The organism is Nostoc sp. (assembly GCF_036917555.1).
Lineage (GTDB): Bacteria > Cyanobacteriota > Cyanobacteriia > Cyanobacteriales > Nostocaceae > Nostoc.
Map to the genome: position 1 here is coordinate 76,660 of NZ_JBALDD010000080.1, position 17,526 is coordinate 94,185.

At 42.2% G+C, this 17,526-nt stretch carries 15 protein-coding genes; 6 read left to right on the top strand and 9 right to left on the bottom strand.

From position 1 onward, the window contains the following. Positions 1-21: 21 nt before the first annotated feature. Positions 22-5,148 (bottom strand): nSTAND1 domain-containing NTPase, encoded by a 5,127-nt coding sequence (locus V7K60_RS31280; protein ID WP_334931558.1) that lies wholly within the window; start codon positions 5,146-5,148, stop codon positions 22-24. After that, a complete protein-coding gene (locus V7K60_RS31285; RefSeq protein WP_334931560.1) occupies positions 5,124-6,455 on the bottom strand; it encodes a P-loop NTPase fold protein in 1,332 nt (443 codons plus the stop codon). The genes V7K60_RS31280 and V7K60_RS31285 overlap by 25 nt, the downstream gene beginning before the upstream one ends. 472 nt (positions 6,456-6,927) lie before the next feature. Between V7K60_RS31285 and V7K60_RS31290 the strand changes: the two genes are divergently transcribed. Next, the gene (locus V7K60_RS31290; protein WP_334931561.1) at positions 6,928-7,071 is read left to right on the top strand and encodes a hypothetical protein; all 144 of its coding nucleotides are present in this window, start codon (positions 6,928-6,930) and stop codon (positions 7,069-7,071) included. A 19-nt stretch (positions 7,072-7,090) separates the two neighbouring features. Here V7K60_RS31290 and V7K60_RS31295 read toward each other — a convergent pair whose 3' ends face one another. Beyond that, on the bottom strand, positions 7,091-7,948 hold the full coding sequence (locus tag V7K60_RS31295) for an SDR family oxidoreductase (protein WP_334931563.1): 858 nt from the start codon (positions 7,946-7,948) through the stop codon (positions 7,091-7,093). 56 nt (positions 7,949-8,004) lie between these two features. Next, positions 8,005-8,235: a hypothetical protein gene (locus V7K60_RS31300; protein WP_334931565.1), complete on the bottom strand. Its 231-nt coding sequence runs from the start codon at positions 8,233-8,235 to the stop codon at positions 8,005-8,007. A gap of 439 nt (positions 8,236-8,674) precedes the next feature. Here V7K60_RS31300 and tatC point away from each other — a divergent pair, with 439 nt between their 5' ends. After that, positions 8,675-9,469 carry a twin-arginine translocase subunit TatC gene (gene tatC, locus V7K60_RS31305; protein WP_334931567.1) on the top strand — a complete coding sequence of 265 codons (795 nt, stop codon included), beginning with the start codon at positions 8,675-8,677 and terminating at the stop codon, positions 9,467-9,469. 22 nt (positions 9,470-9,491) lie between these two features. Here the strand turns inward: tatC and V7K60_RS31310 are convergent, their stop codons facing one another. Together V7K60_RS31310 and V7K60_RS31315 are read right to left on the bottom strand one after the other, a co-directional pair. Beyond that, complete coding sequence (locus V7K60_RS31310) at positions 9,492-10,106, bottom strand: hypothetical protein (RefSeq protein WP_334931569.1); 615 nt, start codon at positions 10,104-10,106, stop codon at positions 9,492-9,494. Positions 10,107-10,206: 100 nt separating this feature from the next. After that, complete coding sequence (locus tag V7K60_RS31315; RefSeq protein ID WP_334931571.1) at positions 10,207-10,515, bottom strand: DUF3067 family protein; 309 nt, start codon at positions 10,513-10,515, stop codon at positions 10,207-10,209. Between the two features lie 229 nt (positions 10,516-10,744). Here V7K60_RS31315 and petC point away from each other — a divergent pair, with 229 nt between their 5' ends. From petC to V7K60_RS31335, 4 genes are all read left to right on the top strand, one after another. Continuing rightward, positions 10,745-11,284, top strand: a complete 540-nt coding sequence (gene petC / locus V7K60_RS31320) for a cytochrome b6-f complex iron-sulfur subunit (RefSeq protein ID WP_334931573.1) — start codon at positions 10,745-10,747, stop codon at positions 11,282-11,284. A 105-nt stretch (positions 11,285-11,389) separates the two neighbouring features. Next, positions 11,390-12,391, top strand: a complete 1,002-nt coding sequence (gene petA / locus V7K60_RS31325) for a cytochrome f (protein WP_334931637.1) — start codon at positions 11,390-11,392, stop codon at positions 12,389-12,391. A gap of 100 nt (positions 12,392-12,491) precedes the next feature. After that, positions 12,492-13,841, top strand: coding sequence for an ATP-binding protein (locus V7K60_RS31330; protein ID WP_334931575.1), 1,350 nt, complete (start codon positions 12,492-12,494; stop codon positions 13,839-13,841). 246 nt (positions 13,842-14,087) lie between these two features. Next, positions 14,088-14,774, top strand: a complete 687-nt coding sequence (locus V7K60_RS31335) for a Uma2 family endonuclease (protein WP_334931577.1) — start codon at positions 14,088-14,090, stop codon at positions 14,772-14,774. Between the two features lie 83 nt (positions 14,775-14,857). On the opposite strand, the gene V7K60_RS31340 is transcribed toward V7K60_RS31335, so the two are convergent. From V7K60_RS31340 to V7K60_RS31350, 3 genes are all read right to left on the bottom strand, one after another. Then, a complete protein-coding gene (locus V7K60_RS31340) occupies positions 14,858-15,034 on the bottom strand; it encodes a DUF6887 family protein (RefSeq protein WP_334931579.1) in 177 nt (58 codons plus the stop codon). 4 nt (positions 15,035-15,038) lie between these two features. Then, a complete protein-coding gene (locus V7K60_RS31345) occupies positions 15,039-15,230 on the bottom strand; it encodes a DUF6888 family protein (protein ID WP_442944500.1) in 192 nt (63 codons plus the stop codon). A gap of 117 nt (positions 15,231-15,347) precedes the next feature. Then, positions 15,348-16,937 (bottom strand): glycoside hydrolase family 57 protein, encoded by a 1,590-nt coding sequence (locus V7K60_RS31350; protein WP_334931583.1) that lies wholly within the window; start codon positions 16,935-16,937, stop codon positions 15,348-15,350. Between the last annotated feature and the right edge of the window lie 589 nt (positions 16,938-17,526).

The following is a 17,526-nucleotide window of genomic DNA, read 5'->3' on the forward strand; positions in this document are numbered from 1 at the left end:
GCCTTTCAACATTCTTCTCTATCACCTACCAGAACACAAGGCGCGATCGCTTTTCATTACTTTTTGGTTAGTCTGCAAATAATCATGTAGCAAATCGCAACCTCGTGCCAGTAATTTTTCCAGTTGGATATCTGCCAAATCTCGGAAAATTACTGTGCCATTGCCACTACCAGCAGCCAGAGTCTTGCTGTCATGGCTGAAACTGACGCTGGTCAACTCATCTTTATTACCTTTCAAAGCAATCAGCAACGTCCCTGCTCGGTTCCAAATCCTCACTTTGTCATCACTGCTAGCTGCTAGAGTCTTACCATCGGGGCTAAAACTAACACTGATAAAACTATCGCCATCGCCTGTGAGAGTATCTAGTAAATTCCCGTCTCGACTCCAAATCTTCACTGTGCTATCAATACTCACTGAAGCAATACTTTGACTATCGGGCGACCAAGCAACCCCATTCACCCGGCGGCTATGACCAGTTAATGTATATAGTAATTTACCCTCTACACTCCAGATTTTCACGGTTTTATCATCGCTGGCTGAGGCTAGCAACTTGCCATCAGGGCTAAAGCTGACCCAATTCACTGCTTCTTGATGATCCTGTAAAGTATTGAGCAGTTTACCGTTGCGACTCCAAAGTTTTACTGTTTTATCTTTACTAGCTGAGGCAATTACTTGACCATCAGGCGACCAAGCTACACCCAAAACGGCATCCTTATGACCTTGTAAGGTGTTGAGCAGTTTACCGTCACGACTCCAAAGTTTTACTGTTTTATCTTTACTAGCCGAGGCAATTATTTGACCATCAGGCGACCAAGCTACACCCCAAACTTGACCCTGATGCCCCGTGAATGTACGAAGTAGTTTACCATCACGACTGAAAAGTTTTACAGTTTTGTCTCGGCTTGCTGCTGCTAAGGTGCGATTATCTGGGCTAAAACTGATGCTAGTTACCCAGTCATCATTATCGGCTTTGGGCTTTCGTAGTAACACATCGTCCCAATGCCAAAGTTTAATAGTTTTGTCTCGACTGGCGGAGGCAAGGGTACGACCGTCTGGGCTGAAACTGACGCTATTCACCCAATTATTATGTCCCTTCAGGGTTCCCAACAGCACACCTTCAGAACTCCAGAGTTTGATTGTCTCATCAGTACTTGCAGAAGCGATCGTATTACCATCGCGGCTAAAATTGACGCTGGTAACTCCAGCACTATGACCTGATAAGGTTCGCTGTAGCTTTCCCTCCAGATTCCACAGCTTGATTGTCTGGTCTAAACTAGCAGATGCAATTGTTTGACCATCGGGCGACCAAGCTACACTTTTGACTGCATCCTCATGTCCCTGCAAGGTTTTGAGCGGCTTACCATCCCGATTCCACAATTTCACTGTCTTGTCAGCACTCCCGGAAGCAATAGTTTGACCATCGGTTGACCAAGCGACACTCAAAACTGCACCATCATGTCCCTGTAAAGTTTTGAGCAGCTTACCATCCCGACTCCACAGTTTCACTGTTTTGTCTGTACTCGCTGAAGCAATAACCTGGCCATCTGGGCTGAAACTAACACTATTCACTACACCCTGATGCCCTAATAAGGTGGCAAACAATTGACCTTCTCGACTCCAAAGTTTTATCGTCTTGTCTTGACTGGCGGAAGCAATGATTTGACTATCTGGGCTGAAACTGACGCTATTAACCACATCTTCATGTCCCGACAAGGTTTTGACTAAGCTACCATCGGGATGCCAGAGTTTGATTGTAGTATCCGCACTAGCTGAGGCAATTAAAGAGCGATCGGGGCTGAATGTAGCACTATTGACGCCAGATATATGCCCGTCCAAGCGGTTATATTCTCTTACCCCTGAAACTGCTTGATAAAGCGCCGTCTGTACTTGCTCTTTTGTATAGGAATCTACCCAGACTGTTTGTTGTAATTTTCTCCCTGCCTTTAAACTTTCTTTTAAGGCATCAATACCTTTTTGCGAGGCAAAGAGGGCTTCACTGGATGCACTGAGGGTTTTAATTTCGCTATCTACTGCTGTCACTATGGAAACACTTAATCCCAAGATGGCGAGAACGGAAGCGGTTAGAGCAATTTTCAGTGAACGATTTAATTGAGCTTCACTAAGTCTTTGTTTCTTTTGACTTTCAGCAAGTTTAGCTGTTAACTCTTTTTCTTTAAGTTCAGCTCGTAATTGCTCAATTTCTAACTGACTTAATTCTTCCCGCTTGTGTAATTCTCGCAGTTCTGTTAGTAAGTCTAATCCCTGTTGGGGATGAGGAGCAACCAATTTAGAACGCTGCTTATTTTGACTAAGTTCGCTCTTAAGTCGCTCAATCTCAGCTTTACTTTGTTCTACTTTGTAGCGCAACTGATTTAGCTGTACCTGTAAGCTCGATTCTTGTTGTTGCAGGTAGCGAATCAAGTCTACTAAATAATCGTGAATCAGTTGATAGCGTTCTGGGACATCAGGAAAGAGAACTACTAAACCGGAGCGCACTAAAATTTCTAATACTAACTCTAATTTATCAGCATTTTCTAACTCTGATAGCTGCGCCGCTAACTCAGCACGAGTTTTAAAAGGTCGGTTCTTGCTTTCATCTGTTAATAAGTATAAGACGAGTAAAGCGGCTCGTTCATTTTCTGTGCCGCAGTCTTTAATTAGTTCCTTAATATATCGTTCGATGAGTTTGTTGGGTCTATATGGCTGATATTCTTCTAGTGTAGTAATGCGTTCATCTTGAATTTGTGCTCCCACAACTTGTAATTCAATGGGGCGGACTTCTCCAAATTCTGTGGATAAATCTTCGATTAAGGCATCAATTAAAGCAGGTTCTAAATTAAACTGCGATCGCTCCGTCAATTTTCGGATAATTGCTTTAGCATATTCTGGCGAAAAATTATTTAACTGATAGCGGATATGCTTGTCGAGAATATTATTATTAATCGCTTCCAGTGCTGAGAGATGTTTAAAGTCTAATAAACGATGTAAATAATCTTCTCGCAAGGAAAGGATGACTTTGACAAAGGGTATATTCAGACAATCGCTAATAAATTTATCAAACTCTTGCTTTTGATTGCGATCGCTATAACCAAAGAAAAATTCTTCAAACTGGTCAAAAATTAAAACTGTGATCAAATGGCGATCGGCATTTTCTTGGAGTTGTTGTAAAATGCTACCGATGGTGAACGGTGTGCCAGGGTAAGGCAAAGCCTCCGGTTCAATGGCTGCTTCTGGCTGAATATCAGCGTAAATCGCCAGGGATGCATCACTAGACATCGCCTCACTTAAAGATTTTCCTAATTCTCGTGCCCAATCGGTATAAACTTGTAGTACCACAGGCACAGCTATTTGATCGCCAATGGCTCGATTTTGCAGTGCTGGCACTAAACCCGCCGTGACGGTAGAACTCTTACCCACCCCCGATTGACCGTGAATCACCGTCAATTTTTGATCGGCGCGGCTAATTCTACCAATTAAGTTATTAATATCACGCTCTCGACCAGAAGCCGCAATTTCTAAAGCAACGCTACTACTTCCAGAAGGTGACATCAATGCTGGATTTGTCGCCTGTCTTTGGGGTTGCAAACGCCCTGCACCAATAAAAGCCCGAAAACCATACTGCTGCTCAACAGAACGCCGTTTTTGTCGAATGTAATAGGCTTCTAAATATCGCCCTTCTTCAAAGTAGAGCGATCGCAGTCTCCGCAATAAGCGAATATAACGATGGGCATCGTATTGATGGGCACTGCTTTCTAAGGCTGCTGGCAGTTCTTTTGTCGCCTTGTCGAGATATTCACGAGCAACTTCTAGCTCACCTAAATTTCGCTGTGCTTTCGCCAAAACTAAATAGTAAATTTGCCCCAATAATAATGGAAATAAGCAGTTATAAGGGTCGTTCTGCTTTTGTGCCTCACCTAATTTCAGCAGTGATACGTGTGCTAAGATACTCGCCTGTACCCACCGCGACTGCTGCACAGCCACCTGCGCCAGAAAACCGTAGTCACAAGCTAATTGGATTTGACTACCATAAGTTTGATGTAACTCTAGAGACTTTTGAGCAACTGTCTGCAATTCTTCCCACTCTTGCAGATATTGCAAAACCTCAGCGAGTTGATTAATAAATCCAGCAACTATATCTAAACGCCCAGCCACCTGCAAAATATTCAAGCATTGCTGAAAATAAGATTTAGCAGTATACCAATGGCGGCGGTTTTCTATTTGATTTTGCTCTGCAAAACGGCAATAACACAACCCAATATAAAACAGCAAGATTCCCTGTCGCAGCAGTAGGGGAGATGGGCGATTAGGAGGCGTAGACGAAGAAAATACCCCCTCATCTCCCCCTGCTTCCCCTGCTTCCCCTGTCTCTGCCAATTTTTGCCAAACCTGCAAGCTTTGCTGAAAATGGCTTAAACCTGTATTGATGCGATCGCTAATATAATTATCTAGACCAAAAACAAACTCTAAACTAGCATGTAATTCTGGCTCTAAGCTAATACCACGATTGTGCAACTCTCTAATCGCAAAGTGGAGTTCATAGCTATGTTCCCAGACTTGCTCGACAGTAAAATAATGCTTTGCAACTTGAGGAGGTTGGTGTTGTGCAGCATCGTTTGCTAACACTGTGGCAAATAAAGAGTCAGTTTCCTGTTGCAGAAATTGCAGCAGTGATTGAGTTGTCATTTCAAACCGAATCGGTGTCGCCGCCCAACTTGCAAAATCTGGTGCTAAACGGACTACCTTTTGCAATATTTCCTCGTTCACCCACAAAATCATGGGAAATGGGTGGCGTTTGCGAAATTCATCCCGAATATGATTGATAGACCTCAGTAAATCGTCGAGTCCATCTACTGACTCTAAACCCAAAATCATCAACGCCGATGGCGGATTAGCTTCGGTTAGCAGTTGTAAATGAATACTTGTGTAAAGACTTCTGGCATTATGCGGCAGAACTACCTTTTGAATGTAGTGTACTCCTGAAGAGAGTTCTTCGAGTCGTTGCAGCATAAGCTCTTGCAAAACTCGATAATTGCAGCACACCAAAACCAGGGAAAATTGACCGCTAGAAAGGGTAATTGCTCTCCCCAAACTCCGTAAAGCACGCTCGTTAGCTGCTGTTATATCTACTTGTGCGTGTCCTTCAACCATGATTTAAATTTTTCTGTCTCCGCTAAAACTGGGTTGACGGCAAACCAAGCTCCCTGATGATCGCGGTATTCAAATACAAATAGACTTCGCAAAAGGGTGTAGTATTCTATATCACCTCTAACTCGTTGCTGTTGCACCACCTGAAAGATTAGTTCCCACTCATGAGGGTCGATAGCGTTGGCTCGGTAATCCCGCTGTCTTCGAATCACCAGTTCGACACATTCCCGCTCAAAGGGTGGATCTTGTTCTCGCAGACAGTCAAACAGTAAACCTAGTAAGTCGCGTACATGACCGCCACTCATCAGGCACAATCGATCTAAGGTTTCCAGATTATCAAACACCTCTGTAATTAAGCCTAACCGATCGCTAGGTAAAATGTCTGGAAAAGCTCTAGCTAGCACCATTTGCCGCATCATTGCTAGCCCTTGCGGAAAAATCTCACCAGAGCGTAGACGTACAGGTATCATCGGTAAAACTTTTGGTGCGACTCCACCGCCTAAACGATGCTGAAGTTCGGCGCTATCGTTGGAGAAAGTCAAGGCTAGGGGAATAGTGTAGACTACATGACAATTCAGTTTGCGTAACTGTTCGCCCCGCTGAATAAATAAATATTCTGGCAGCGATCGCCCCGATGGTAAAGGTCGAATTGCGACTCGATCTAAGTTATCAACAATCACCACCAATCCTTTTTTACCCCTGGCTTTCAGTTCTTTGTTAGCACGTTCTAGTAATTCTTGATTAATTGACTGTAAAATATTTGCGGTTCGTGGTTCTAAATAATCTCTTAACCGCCGCCGTAATTGGGGACTTTCTTTAGTTTTAGCTGTAATTTTGGCAATCCCTACAGACAACTCTGCTTCTACCCCAAGGTCAATTGGCGTTTGCAGAAAATCTACAAGTTCACCAAACAACTTGCTAAAGTAGGTAGGTTTGAGCCTAATTTTCATCGCTTCTAGGCTTTCACTCACCTGTCCAGCGATCGCTAACAAAATATCAGTCACATCCACATCGGCCATTTCTAAGACATGGGTAGACTCAAAGTAAACTACATGAAATTGCTCCACTTCTAACTCAGCTTTGAGGCGCAACAACTCTGTTGATTTTCCACAGCCGAGATGTCCTGTAAATAGTTGACAAGTTGGGATATCCGGCGATATTCTAGCGATCGTGCGCTGCAAAGCTTCGATAATTTTGCCACCCCGCACCGCAGCAAAATCGATATAGTACCTGCGATCGCTAGCGTTTCCTATAATTAGAGGTCTGCTGGGATTGCAAGCCTGATAAAATCTTTCTAAATCTAGGAGCATAACTAATCAAGTTCACTCAGGAATGGGGATGCAAAAATTTACTAGATAAATATATTGATTTTAGGTAATTTATGCCTTATTTTAATCAAACTACTAACTAAACTAGCAGCATTCAGGATAATTGTTTATATCTATGTTCGATATAGCACATATTAATGGTGATGTTTTAGTTAAAGTAAGCAGAAATACTACTATAAGTACAAATAGCAAAAATATCTAATATCAAATAAGGTACTCTTATGAATATTAAAAATATCCAACACAAAAAAAGGTACTGTTAAGTACAGTTTTGTAGCTCTCTTGAACTTATTATCAGTTTGATTTATTAACGAGCTTTCGGCAATTTTACAAAATAATAATCTACAATCCTTGTAGCATAAGGCTTTTAACCAAAACGCTGGTTAAGTAAACTTGAGTTTAAAGTTACTTTTTGACTAAATTTTGCTTTTCGTTCTTAAATCAGCACGATTTTGTGAACGAAAACCATGATTTTGTGAATGAAAATCACGACTTTGTGAATGAAAATCACGATTTTGTTAACGAAAATCATGATTTTGTTGATGAAAACCATGATTTTGTTAATGACAGCCTTTGCATTCAGAGTGACGACCTCTGAAGTATTGACAATCAGTAATCTACAGCCCCATTGAGTATAAAATTATCTTGTCATGTAGCTGATCGGGCAAAATATGCTTCAGCACAGCTCCAATTTTGGCATCTTGTCCAACCAGATAGCGCGTCTTGGGTTGTTTTGCAGTCAGCGCATGGACAACAACTTGAGCGACAATATCCGCAGAAATTCCCTTAGATGCGAAAATCTGCATTTTCTTGCGGACAATATTCATCGCTTGACCGTAGAGATTTTGTGCCGATTGTGGTAGGTCGTGCTGTGCTATTTCAGATTGACTAAGAGACTTTTCCCAGATTGGGGTAGCAATCGAACCAGGTTCAATAATTGAAACCGAGATTCCCCAAGGTCGTAATTCCATCCGCATCACATCAGTCAGTGCTTCCAAAGCAAATTTAGACGCGTTGTAAGCACCCAAAAACGGCGTTGGACTCCTACCAGCAATGGAACCCATATTGACAATTCGACCCCGACTTTGGCGTAGAAGACCAAGAAATGCTTGTGTCACTGCTAATTGTCCAGTGACATTAACTTGCATCTGGTGTTGAAATTCAGCGATCGCTAATAATTCTAACGGCCCAGGAACAGCAATTCCAGCATTATTCACCAAACCTAAAATTCCCCCACCACCAACTGCATTTGTTACCGTATCAACCGCAGCTGCGATCGATTCAGCATCAGTAACATCTAAAAAAATCGGAATCAGCCTTTGTGACCCTTTCTGTTTAAGCGTTTGAGCATCAACATCTTGACGCACTCCAGCAAAAACAGAGAAGCCCAATTGGTCTAAAAGCAAAGCACACGCTTGACCAATTCCTGTTGAGGCTCCTGTAACCACTACTGTACGTTGATTTTCTACAACCATTAATTTTCTTTGATGATGGGCTGCCGTAATTACGAATTACAAATTACGAATTAGTATCAATCTTTGCAAGTGCCAGCACGAAGGCAATCTTCGGTTTGGTCATCTCTAGCTGATATTTGCCACGGCAAGATGTGTAACTGAGCATTTGTACTGTAAGCAATTAGAGCAACTATTGTGGGATATTGGTTTTTAACAATTGTCACGTCACTACTAGAAGTATTGCCTAGCTCAACATTGTATAAATAAACAGGCAATGCCATGAGGGCAATGCAAATTATCCGGTTCATACCTAACCTCAGTTAACAATTTCCGATTACCCTATGTATAGATGCCACCTTGATGAACCGGATTTTTAAAACTGAGTATAAAATGTTGATGTTGTGTGAATTTATGCAGCGCTACTAGCTACAAAGACGTGATTTCTAAATTATCGGTTCCACCTTTTTTTAGGTTAGGCATTGCCTACAAGATGGCTTCCTACTAACTTATGCAGATGCAAACCCAAAAAACAGGAAAAAAAACCCACAGCACCCAAAAACATATCTTAATAACTGCATTCCCCAGATAAAATAATGAAGAATGCTGAGTCACCGAAATGGTCGATGACCGACAAACACTCATGATACAAGCCCATAAATAAATTTAGGGGATTGTTAATGCGTGAATTTTGAATACTTCGGCTACGCTCAGTACAAATTTTGAATTTTGAATTCGGAGCGAAGCGACGTGACGCCTTCACAAGACGTAGATACTGTAAACGTTCCTAACCTCGACCCAGAAGGATATGACAACTCAGACACCGATCCTCTTGATGAGTTGCCTGGTGAAGTCGAAATGTCCCTTTTCGACCATCTAGAAGAGTTGCGGCAGCGGATTTTCTATTCGTTGATTGCCGTAGCAGTAGGCATTATTGGCTGTTTCTTTGCCGTTAAGCCGATTGTCCAGTTACTTGAGGTTCCAGCACAAGGAGTAAAATTTCTCCAACTTGCACCTGGAGAATATTTCTTTGTCTCCCTGAAAGTTGCAGCATACACTGGCTTCGTACTTACTAGTCCTTTCATTCTTTACCAGATTATCCAGTTTGTGCTTCCAGGACTGACTCGCCGCGAACGCCGTTTACTAGGGCCTGTGGTTTTAGGTTCGAGTGTGCTATTTGGGGCGGGTTTAGTATTTGCCTATTTACTTCTTATCCCCGCAGCGTTGAAATTTTTCATTAGCTACGGAGCAGATGTAGTCGAACAACTTTGGTCAATTGATAAATATTTTGAATTTGTGCTGCTATTGTTATTCAGCACTGGTTTAGCATTTCAAATTCCTATCATCCAACTGTTGCTCGGTAATTTGAACATTGTCTCGTCAGAACGCATGGTTTCTGGTTGGCGTTACGTAATTATGGGAGCAGTGGTTTTAGGAGCCGTCCTCACACCTTCTACTGACCCCTTGACTCAAAGTCTCTTAGCTGGAGCAGTTTTAGCGCTTTATTTCGGCGGTGTTGGACTGGTGAAGCTTACAGGTAAATAACGATATTCCAAAAAATCTCAACTTAGTTGATAAGTGCGGTTAGTAAGATCCTAACCACCATTTCCAACTCTTCGGTAACTCGATAAAGGTTGATTGCTTGCTCAATACGCTGTGTCTGTCGATACAATCTGCCAAATTGCCAAACATTACCTGTTGTTACTGCTCCTAATATTTCTGTTTGAGTGGAATCAGTCCACCTATCAAGAGCTATCATCTCAACTGCTAGTTGTGTAAATCCCCTATTTATATCTGCTTGCTTGGCTTCAATCACAATTAAATTAGTTTGTGTTTTGAGGAAATAATCAAAATTACCTTGAAGTCGGTTATCAACTTTAATAGTGTATTCAATTCGTAATTTAGCGCAGGAATAGTGAATTAAATCGGCAACAATTGGCGCGATTAGGATTTCTCGGCGTGTAGCTTCGTTCTCCAAATCTACATAGGGTAAAACTTCCTCAATTCGCTGCTTGAGGTCAGCAAGTCGGTCTAATATGCCAGAATATTGAGGTAAATCAATAAATTTCCGCTCGAACGAATAACCAAATTCCGCAACTAAATCGTCAACCGCAAACCCTAACTCAAAGTAATTACTAAAAGTATACGAACGATTTGGATCTAGCAATGGTTGGCGGCTCATTTGAGTTTCCTCCAATTTGTCAATATTTTTTCTGAAGGTATTTTTGAATAAAAAATACTGTAAATACTCAGAAATTTATTAACGTTAATGTAGTAATCAGTCATAATATCCATTCCGAAGAACGTTCACCCAAATCTAGAGGGATGCTAACAGCTTTGCCAAGCCGGGGGCGATCGCGTGTTTGGGCAATAAAAGTTTGTACCTGTGTTGACCCACCCAAGCCATGAAGATAATTGGCAATGCTATCAAGATGTTCTTGGTACTCCACCTCACTCAAGGGAAAAGAAGCTTGCTCCAGATATTTCCACATTACTTGCAAAAATATCTTTCCCTGTGCCCGCCGGAACTGGACATCGTAAGAGTATCCCCACTTATCAAGCAATATCTGGCGTAATTCCTGTCCTGTCATAGCTTTTCTCAATCAGATTTTACATTTAGTTATGATGTTAAGTTCCGTGACTCCAGTATGATAAGGATATAAAGAAATGTAATGCTAACAGAAAAGATGCTTTTTATATCTTGGAACAAAGAATTATGGCATCGTTGTGAGCGCTAGCATTTCGACTTAGACAAGAGTTGCTCAAGTACTAGTACTTTTGTCAAAATGCTTAACAAAATACACAAAGAGCGCGTAGATTATGGCTCAATTTTCTGAATCAGCAGACGTGCCCGATATGGGGCGTCGTCAGTTCATGAATCTGCTCACTTTTGGGACTGTCACTGGAGTAGCTCTGGGTGCATTGTATCCCGTTGTCAAGTACTTTATTCCACCAGCAGCAGGTGGTGCTGGTGGCGGTGTAACGGCAAAAGACGAGCTAGGTAACGATGTTAGTGTCACTAAATTTCTAGAAAATCGGAACGCAGGCGATCGCAACCTAGTCCAAGGACTAAAGGGAGATCCTACCTATATTGTGGTAGACAGCAAAGAGGCGATCAAAGATTATGGCATTAACGCCATCTGCACACACTTAGGTTGTGTCGTCCCCTGGAATGTTGCTGAGAACAAATTCAAGTGTCCTTGTCATGGTTCCCAGTATGACGAAACTGGTAAGGTTGTTCGGGGCCCAGCACCATTGTCTTTACCTTTGGCCCATACCAATGTAAAAGACGACAAAATCGTTTTGACCCCTTGGACTGAAACCGACTTCCGCACCGGCGATGCAGCTTGGTGGGCTTAATAATTTTGTCCTTAATCCTTAGTCATTCGTCCTTCGTTCAGGGCTTAATGACTAATGACTAATGACCAATGACTAATGACTAATTCAATTGTCGCCCTTATAGAGATGAGAAATGTTTTCATAACAGCGAGGTTAACTCGCAGTGCTAGAGCGATTGTAAAAACATTGCTCATAGCGATCGCTACTGTGACATTTTACTTCACCAGCGATCTAGCCCTTCCCCAATCAGCTGCTGCCTATCCCTTTTGGGCACAGCAAACCTATCCCGAAACCCCCCGCGAACCAACAGGGCGAATTGTTTGTGCCAACTGTCACCTAGCCGCCAAGGTTACAGAAGTGGAAGTTCCCCAATCGGTGCTACCTGACACTGTATTCAAAGCTGTGGTGAAAATCCCCTACGATTTGAGCGCCCAGCAGGTTGGTGCCGATGGTTCTAAAGTTGGCTTGAACGTCGGCGCTGTACTGATGCTACCCGAAGGCTTTAAGATTGCTCCTGAAGACCGTCTTTCCGAAGAACTTAAAGAAGAAGTTGGCGACACTTTCTACCAACCCTACAGCGAAGACAAAGATAACGTCGTCATCGTCGGCCCTTTACCCGGTGAACAGTATCAGGAAATCGTCTTCCCAGTTCTTTCTCCCAACCCCGCAACCGACAAAAACATCCACTTCGGTAAATATTCAGTTCACGTAGGTGGTAATCGGGGACGCGGACAAGTTTTTCCCACAGGTGAAAAGAGCAATAACAATGTTTACAACGCTTCCGCTACTGGCACAATTACCAAGATTGCTAAAGAGGAAGATGGAGACGGTAACGTTAAATATTTAGTAAACATCCAACCTGAATCGGGTAATGTTGTCGTTGATACGATTCCTTTAGGGCCAGACCTGCTTGTTTCCGAAGGTCAAGCAGTTAAGACTGGTGATGCTTTGACCAGCAACCCGAACGTCGGTGGATTCGGTCAAATAGATGCAGAAATCGTATTGCAAGACGCTTCTAGAGTCAAATGGATGATTGCGTTCATCGCTCTTGTAATGTTAGCTCAAGTTATGCTTGTGCTGAAGAAGAAGCAGGTTGAAAAAGTCCAAGCTGCTGAAATGAATTTCTAAATTCTTTGCTAAATCATTTCTTGTAGGACAGGCATCTTGCCTGTCTTTTTTATATGTTAGTTACACAAAGCCTGGAAATTTTGGACTTAACTGCTAGTATTTGAGCGAAAATGTTTTAAAAGCACAAACAAAATACACCTTTTTGAAAAAGGATTTATGGAAGAATCTGTCCAGTGTTAATTTGAGGTTATTGGTATTATTGTTTAACAGTATGTCTAAAATCAACCTCGAAACCTTTGACTTAACGCAACTTCCAATTGCAGAGGATGATAATTTTGAATTCAAGTCAAGCGAGACTTCACACAATGAACTCAAAAAGAAACTAGGCTGTGCAGTGTCAGGCTTTGCGAATTCTGGAGGCGGGTGCTTTGTTGGTGGTGTTGAAGGTAATGGTAATGCGGATAGGGGGTTGCCTCTGAAGATTGGAAGGCAGGATTTACGCGATTGGGTTGATCAAATAATCAGTCAAGTAGAGCCAGTTCCTAGTTATGACCTCAAGCTAATACAAGATCCATCTGGTAGAGGAACAATCCAAACTGATTCAGCAGTTTTGCTAGTTGTGATTCATGAGAGTTATTTTGCTCCACACATGGCTCCAGATAAGCACTACTACATCCGAGCAGGTGCCCATACAGTTCAGGCTAAACACTTTATTGTTGATGCTATTTGGGCTAAACGGCACTTTTCAAAACCGCGATTAACTCATCTGTTTCGACTTAAACCAGAAAAAGAACAAGCTATTCAACTTGGTATTCTTGCTCTTACCGAAGCTCCAGCAGTCGATGTCAAGATTACAATCTCGCCTGCACCTCAGATAATGAAGAACTCTGAAAAACTTTTTCCGCTAAAACTATCTCTCATTGATCGCCACAATCCTTTCTTCTTTGATGTAGCAACTTTTTTTCAAGCAGAAGAGCAATTTGGAAAAGATATTCGTCTTGAAGTAGAGTACTACGATCTTTCTGCAAATCGTTATATTTATGAAACACCAATTGAAGTTGTTGGCTCACTTCCACCAATTACCATCAGGAACGATAATCCTGAAAAAATGGTACGGACACTCGAAAAAATCGAGAAGACGCTTTCAGGGTTAAGAGTTTCACGTGAGAGTGTCGTTAAGCCCAGCCTTCTGTTACCTAAACAATCAGACAGTGTATTCTCGTCCGTTGAGAAACTAATTCCAGAGCTTCTAGCAGATATGAAAAATGGCTTGTGTGAGTATCCGTTTATCCGTGAATTTGTCATTTTAAGCAATAAATGGGTTTACAATTCAGACCCTAATAACATGGTTCTCGCGTATTATTTTGAAGATCACTCTCATTTGAGAAATAAATTACGAATTTTAGAGAATTACGGACTGATTTACGAAATTACTTATAATGATGTTGCTCGTTTTGTTATTTCAGAAGAGCTTGCTGCATATTTGACAAGCGACAGTCAACTAGAGTAAGCGAACATTTCTCGGTTTGGGGTTGCGTCATAACAAGTCGCTGCACTAGCGATCGCACCAGTTTTTCTTTATCTTATCTGGAAACGTCTAATATTTCTCATTCAGATGCTCAATGAAAGCGATGCCTACGGCTAGCTACGCCTACGCGATTTGGAATTTTTCGTGATTTCTCAACCTCCCAGTCATGGCAACAGGATTTTGAGCGATAGTATTGAATCTAGCCCTAGTTGAGTTGAGGTACTACCCATGACAGCCTCAGTAGAGTATATCTTCGTTACCCCAATAGAGTATCCAGATGAGGACGGTAAGCCAATGGCTGAAGGAGATATCCAGTGCAGTTACCTGACTTATGCAAGAAATGCGCTGCGGATTTATTTCCAAAATCGTCCAAATGTATACGTGGCTGGTAATTTATTTATTTACTACGAAAAAGGTTATCCAGAATCAGTCGTAGCCCCAGATGTATTTGTGGTGTTTGGAGTGGAAAACCGTGACAAACGCTCTTACAAAACCTGGGAAGAAAATAATCAAACCCCAGAGTTCGTTCTAGAGATTACCTCAAAAACCACCCGCAGCAAAGACCAAGGGGCAAAGAAAGGAATTTACGCCTTTTTGGGAGTGCGTGAATATTTCCAATATGACCCCACAGGGGATTATCTCAATCCCCAACTCCAGGGTTTACACTTGGTCGATGGAAATTATTTCCTAGTGGCAGCCAATACCCTGCTAGATGGTACAGTGTCCTTACCCAGTCAAGTTTTGGGGCTAGAGTTGCGCCTGGAAGCAGGAAAACTGCGTTTTTACAATCCAGCTACGGGTGAAACACTGCTAACTCATGAAGAGGAAGCAACTGTACGGCAAGCCGCAGAAGAGAAAGCGCAAAGATTAGCTGCTAAACTCCGAGAATTAAATATCGATCCAGATAGCCTTTAGCTAAATCCGGCAGTGTTAATAAAATAATAGGGTGAGTATGATTTACCCACCCTAATTATGCTTACTGAAGTTAGACAATAATCTCAAAGTTCTCCATTAATCTTGCGCCTAATGATTTCCATCTGGGCTTGCATATCAGCTTCTGTCATCGGCATAGGATACTTTGGAGAATTAGGGTCGCGTTTACTCATCAAAAAACGTATAGCTTCAATATCTTCACAGTTTTCTACGACATAAGCTCTCAATTCTGAAAAACTCATTTGCTCATAATTCTGGTTTATTGACAAACTCCCATTCGCCATTGCGATAAACAATAATTTGCAGTTCATCCGCAGATAGAATGTAAACTTCTCCAGTTTTGTCGTCAACTCGAAATAAGCGGATATCTTTATAAAGATTTGACAGCATTTGACAAACCCGTACACAGGCTAAGGCTTGCTCTGTTGTTGGTAAAATACTTGTACTGAGCTTCTTGCCTTGAGCGAAGCCGAAAGGTGCCGAAGTAAACGCTCCTTACTAGTAATGTAAGGTGAGCAATGCCCACCTTACTACTGTTGATTACTTTGTATGAGACTATAACGGACGGTAGACGCGATAGTTGATTTCGGGGAAGATGTTATCCATTAACTCGACTTTTTCCAGCCAACCACTATCAATTTTGCCAACTTTAACGTCTTCATAGAGCTTATTAAATCGCATCAGGTGCGATCGCGTCCGTCTAACTGCATAGGGTACCATCGTTCCCGTCCGCATAATAAAAGCCCAGTCGGAAGATTGTGCTAATAACAATTCCCGCGCTGCTTGGTTCAATGCTTTTTCCCCCAACTCATCCTCTGGTTCCAAGTGCGAGATTTCAATCATCCGTTCAGCGGCTTTATGCAAATGCGGATAAATCCACGCATTCGTTTCATTCAACCAATACTCGTGGAAACCTTTGAAACCCCAACTCGACTGCGAAGGACGACAGACTTGCTGCGTTGGCTGATCTCGCAAATAGTCTGCTAAATGGGTCATTTGATATGTTCCTTGGTCATACCATGATTTGCGGAATAGGTAATCAATGAACCAAGGGCCTTCATACCACCAATGTCCAAATAACTCTGCGTCATAAGGCGAAACGATAATTGGCGGTCGTTGCATTATACCATAGAGATGTTCAGATTGCTGCTCTCGATTATACATAAAATTAGCAGCGTGTTCTGCTGCCTTTTCCCTAGCCCAATAAGGATCGTAGAGCGCCTTATCTGATAAACCTAAGCCACGCCCTGTAATTTTGTGATACTTAATGCCCGTATTTTTCCGCTGACCATTGGGCATAATGTAGGGCTTGATGTACTCATATTCTGCTTCCCAGCCCAAATCTTTATAAAATTCTCGATATTCCGCCGCTCCAGGATAACCCACCTCAGAAGACCATACCTGTTGGGAAGATTCATGATCTCGACCAAAAACAGCAACACCAGTTTCTGTATAAATTGGGGCATAAGTGCCAAAGCGCGGCCGGGGACGGGCATAAAGGATGCCATGCCCATCAGTGAGGAAGTAGCGTAACCCAGCATCAGCTAGCATCCGATCTAAACCTTCATAGTAGGCACATTCCGGCAACCAAATGCCTCTGGGTGCTTGTCCAAAGGTTTGTTCGTAATGTTCGCAGGCTACCTGAATTTGCGCCCATACTGCTTGTGGATACATTTTCATCAACGGTAAATAGCCGTGAGTAGCGCCACAAGTGATAATTTCCAGGTTGTTACTGTCTTGGAACTTCTTAAAAGCTGTCACCAAGTCCCCGCCATAGCGTTCCCATAGCTGACGCGCTTCACTAAACTCAGTAGCGTAATGTTCGGCTAAATAACGAAGATGTCCGTTGTTGACATTATGTTCTGCCTCTAATGCTATAAGTTCTTCTAGTTGGGCTAAGTGCGCTTCATAGCGTTCTTGAAGCAGAGGATCGCGAAGCATTGACACTAAAGGGGGTGTCATACTCATCGTGATTTTAAAGTCGATACCGTCTCGCTTTAAGCCTTCAAATACTTTCAATAAGGGGATGTAGGTTTCTGTAATGGCTTCATAGAGCCATTCTTCCTCCAGCACGTAGTCACTTTCCGGGTGACGAACGAAGGGCAGATGTGCGTGGAGTACAAGCGCGATGTAGCCGATAGCCATAGTGATTTTGGGGTGATACTTGTAAGTTGAAGGTCGAGAGGTTTGGCTGAAATTAACAATATTTTAAGACTTTATGGGGATCGTAAGAATAGTTTTCAATTGAGTTAATTACAGTGCTTGTGAGGACACAACAATTGTTGTACCTCCATCGCCTTTTGTTGTTAACTAGTTGTAAAATCTGCCTATTTGTTTATTGTATAATCCTACACTGAAAAGATTTACTCAGGTTCAAGACCTTTGGCTTGTAAGCGTTATGCCAATTTTTCAGCTAACTCACCTCAACAATTCAAGGTGCGTTAGCCTATGGCGTAACACACCCTACTTCAAATTTATATTTTTTCATGTACATTGAATTTTGATCGCCGACTTACTTAATTGTGGGTTTGCTTCTTCTGGCAATATTCTGGGTTAACGTGCGTTTTTGTAGGAGACTCACGTTGGTTAAAAAAAACGTCATTTATAACTGAGTCTTCCGAGAAATTTGGCAGTATTTTTTACTTTATAACTTGGATTTGTACTGGCTCTGCCCTTTGCCTAGTTTGTTGGTGCAGCTAAGTTTGATGAGCGATGCCTACGGTGGTCACTGAGC

Coding starts and splice junctions, on each gene's coding strand:
- V7K60_RS31280 (WP_334931558.1), bottom strand. CDS start 5,148: ATGGTTGAAGGACACGCACAAGTAGATATAACAGCAGCTAACGAGCGT.
- V7K60_RS31285 (WP_334931560.1), bottom strand. CDS start 6,455: ATGCTCCTAGATTTAGAAAGATTTTATCAGGCTTGCAATCCCAGCAGA.
- V7K60_RS31295 (WP_334931563.1), bottom strand. CDS start 7,948: ATGGTTGTAGAAAATCAACGTACAGTAGTGGTTACAGGAGCCTCAACA.
- V7K60_RS31300 (WP_334931565.1), bottom strand. CDS start 8,235: ATGAACCGGATAATTTGCATTGCCCTCATGGCATTGCCTGTTTATTTA.
- V7K60_RS31310 (WP_334931569.1), bottom strand. CDS start 10,106: ATGAGCCGCCAACCATTGCTAGATCCAAATCGTTCGTATACTTTTAGT.
- V7K60_RS31315 (WP_334931571.1), bottom strand. CDS start 10,515: ATGACAGGACAGGAATTACGCCAGATATTGCTTGATAAGTGGGGATAC.
- petC (WP_334931573.1), top strand. CDS start 10,745: ATGGCTCAATTTTCTGAATCAGCAGACGTGCCCGATATGGGGCGTCGT.
- petA (WP_334931637.1), top strand. CDS start 11,390: ATGAGAAATGTTTTCATAACAGCGAGGTTAACTCGCAGTGCTAGAGCG.
- V7K60_RS31335 (WP_334931577.1), top strand. CDS start 14,088: ATGACAGCCTCAGTAGAGTATATCTTCGTTACCCCAATAGAGTATCCA.
- V7K60_RS31340 (WP_334931579.1), bottom strand. CDS start 15,034: ATGAGTTTTTCAGAATTGAGAGCTTATGTCGTAGAAAACTGTGAAGAT.
- V7K60_RS31350 (WP_334931583.1), bottom strand. CDS start 16,937: ATGGCTATCGGCTACATCGCGCTTGTACTCCACGCACATCTGCCCTTC.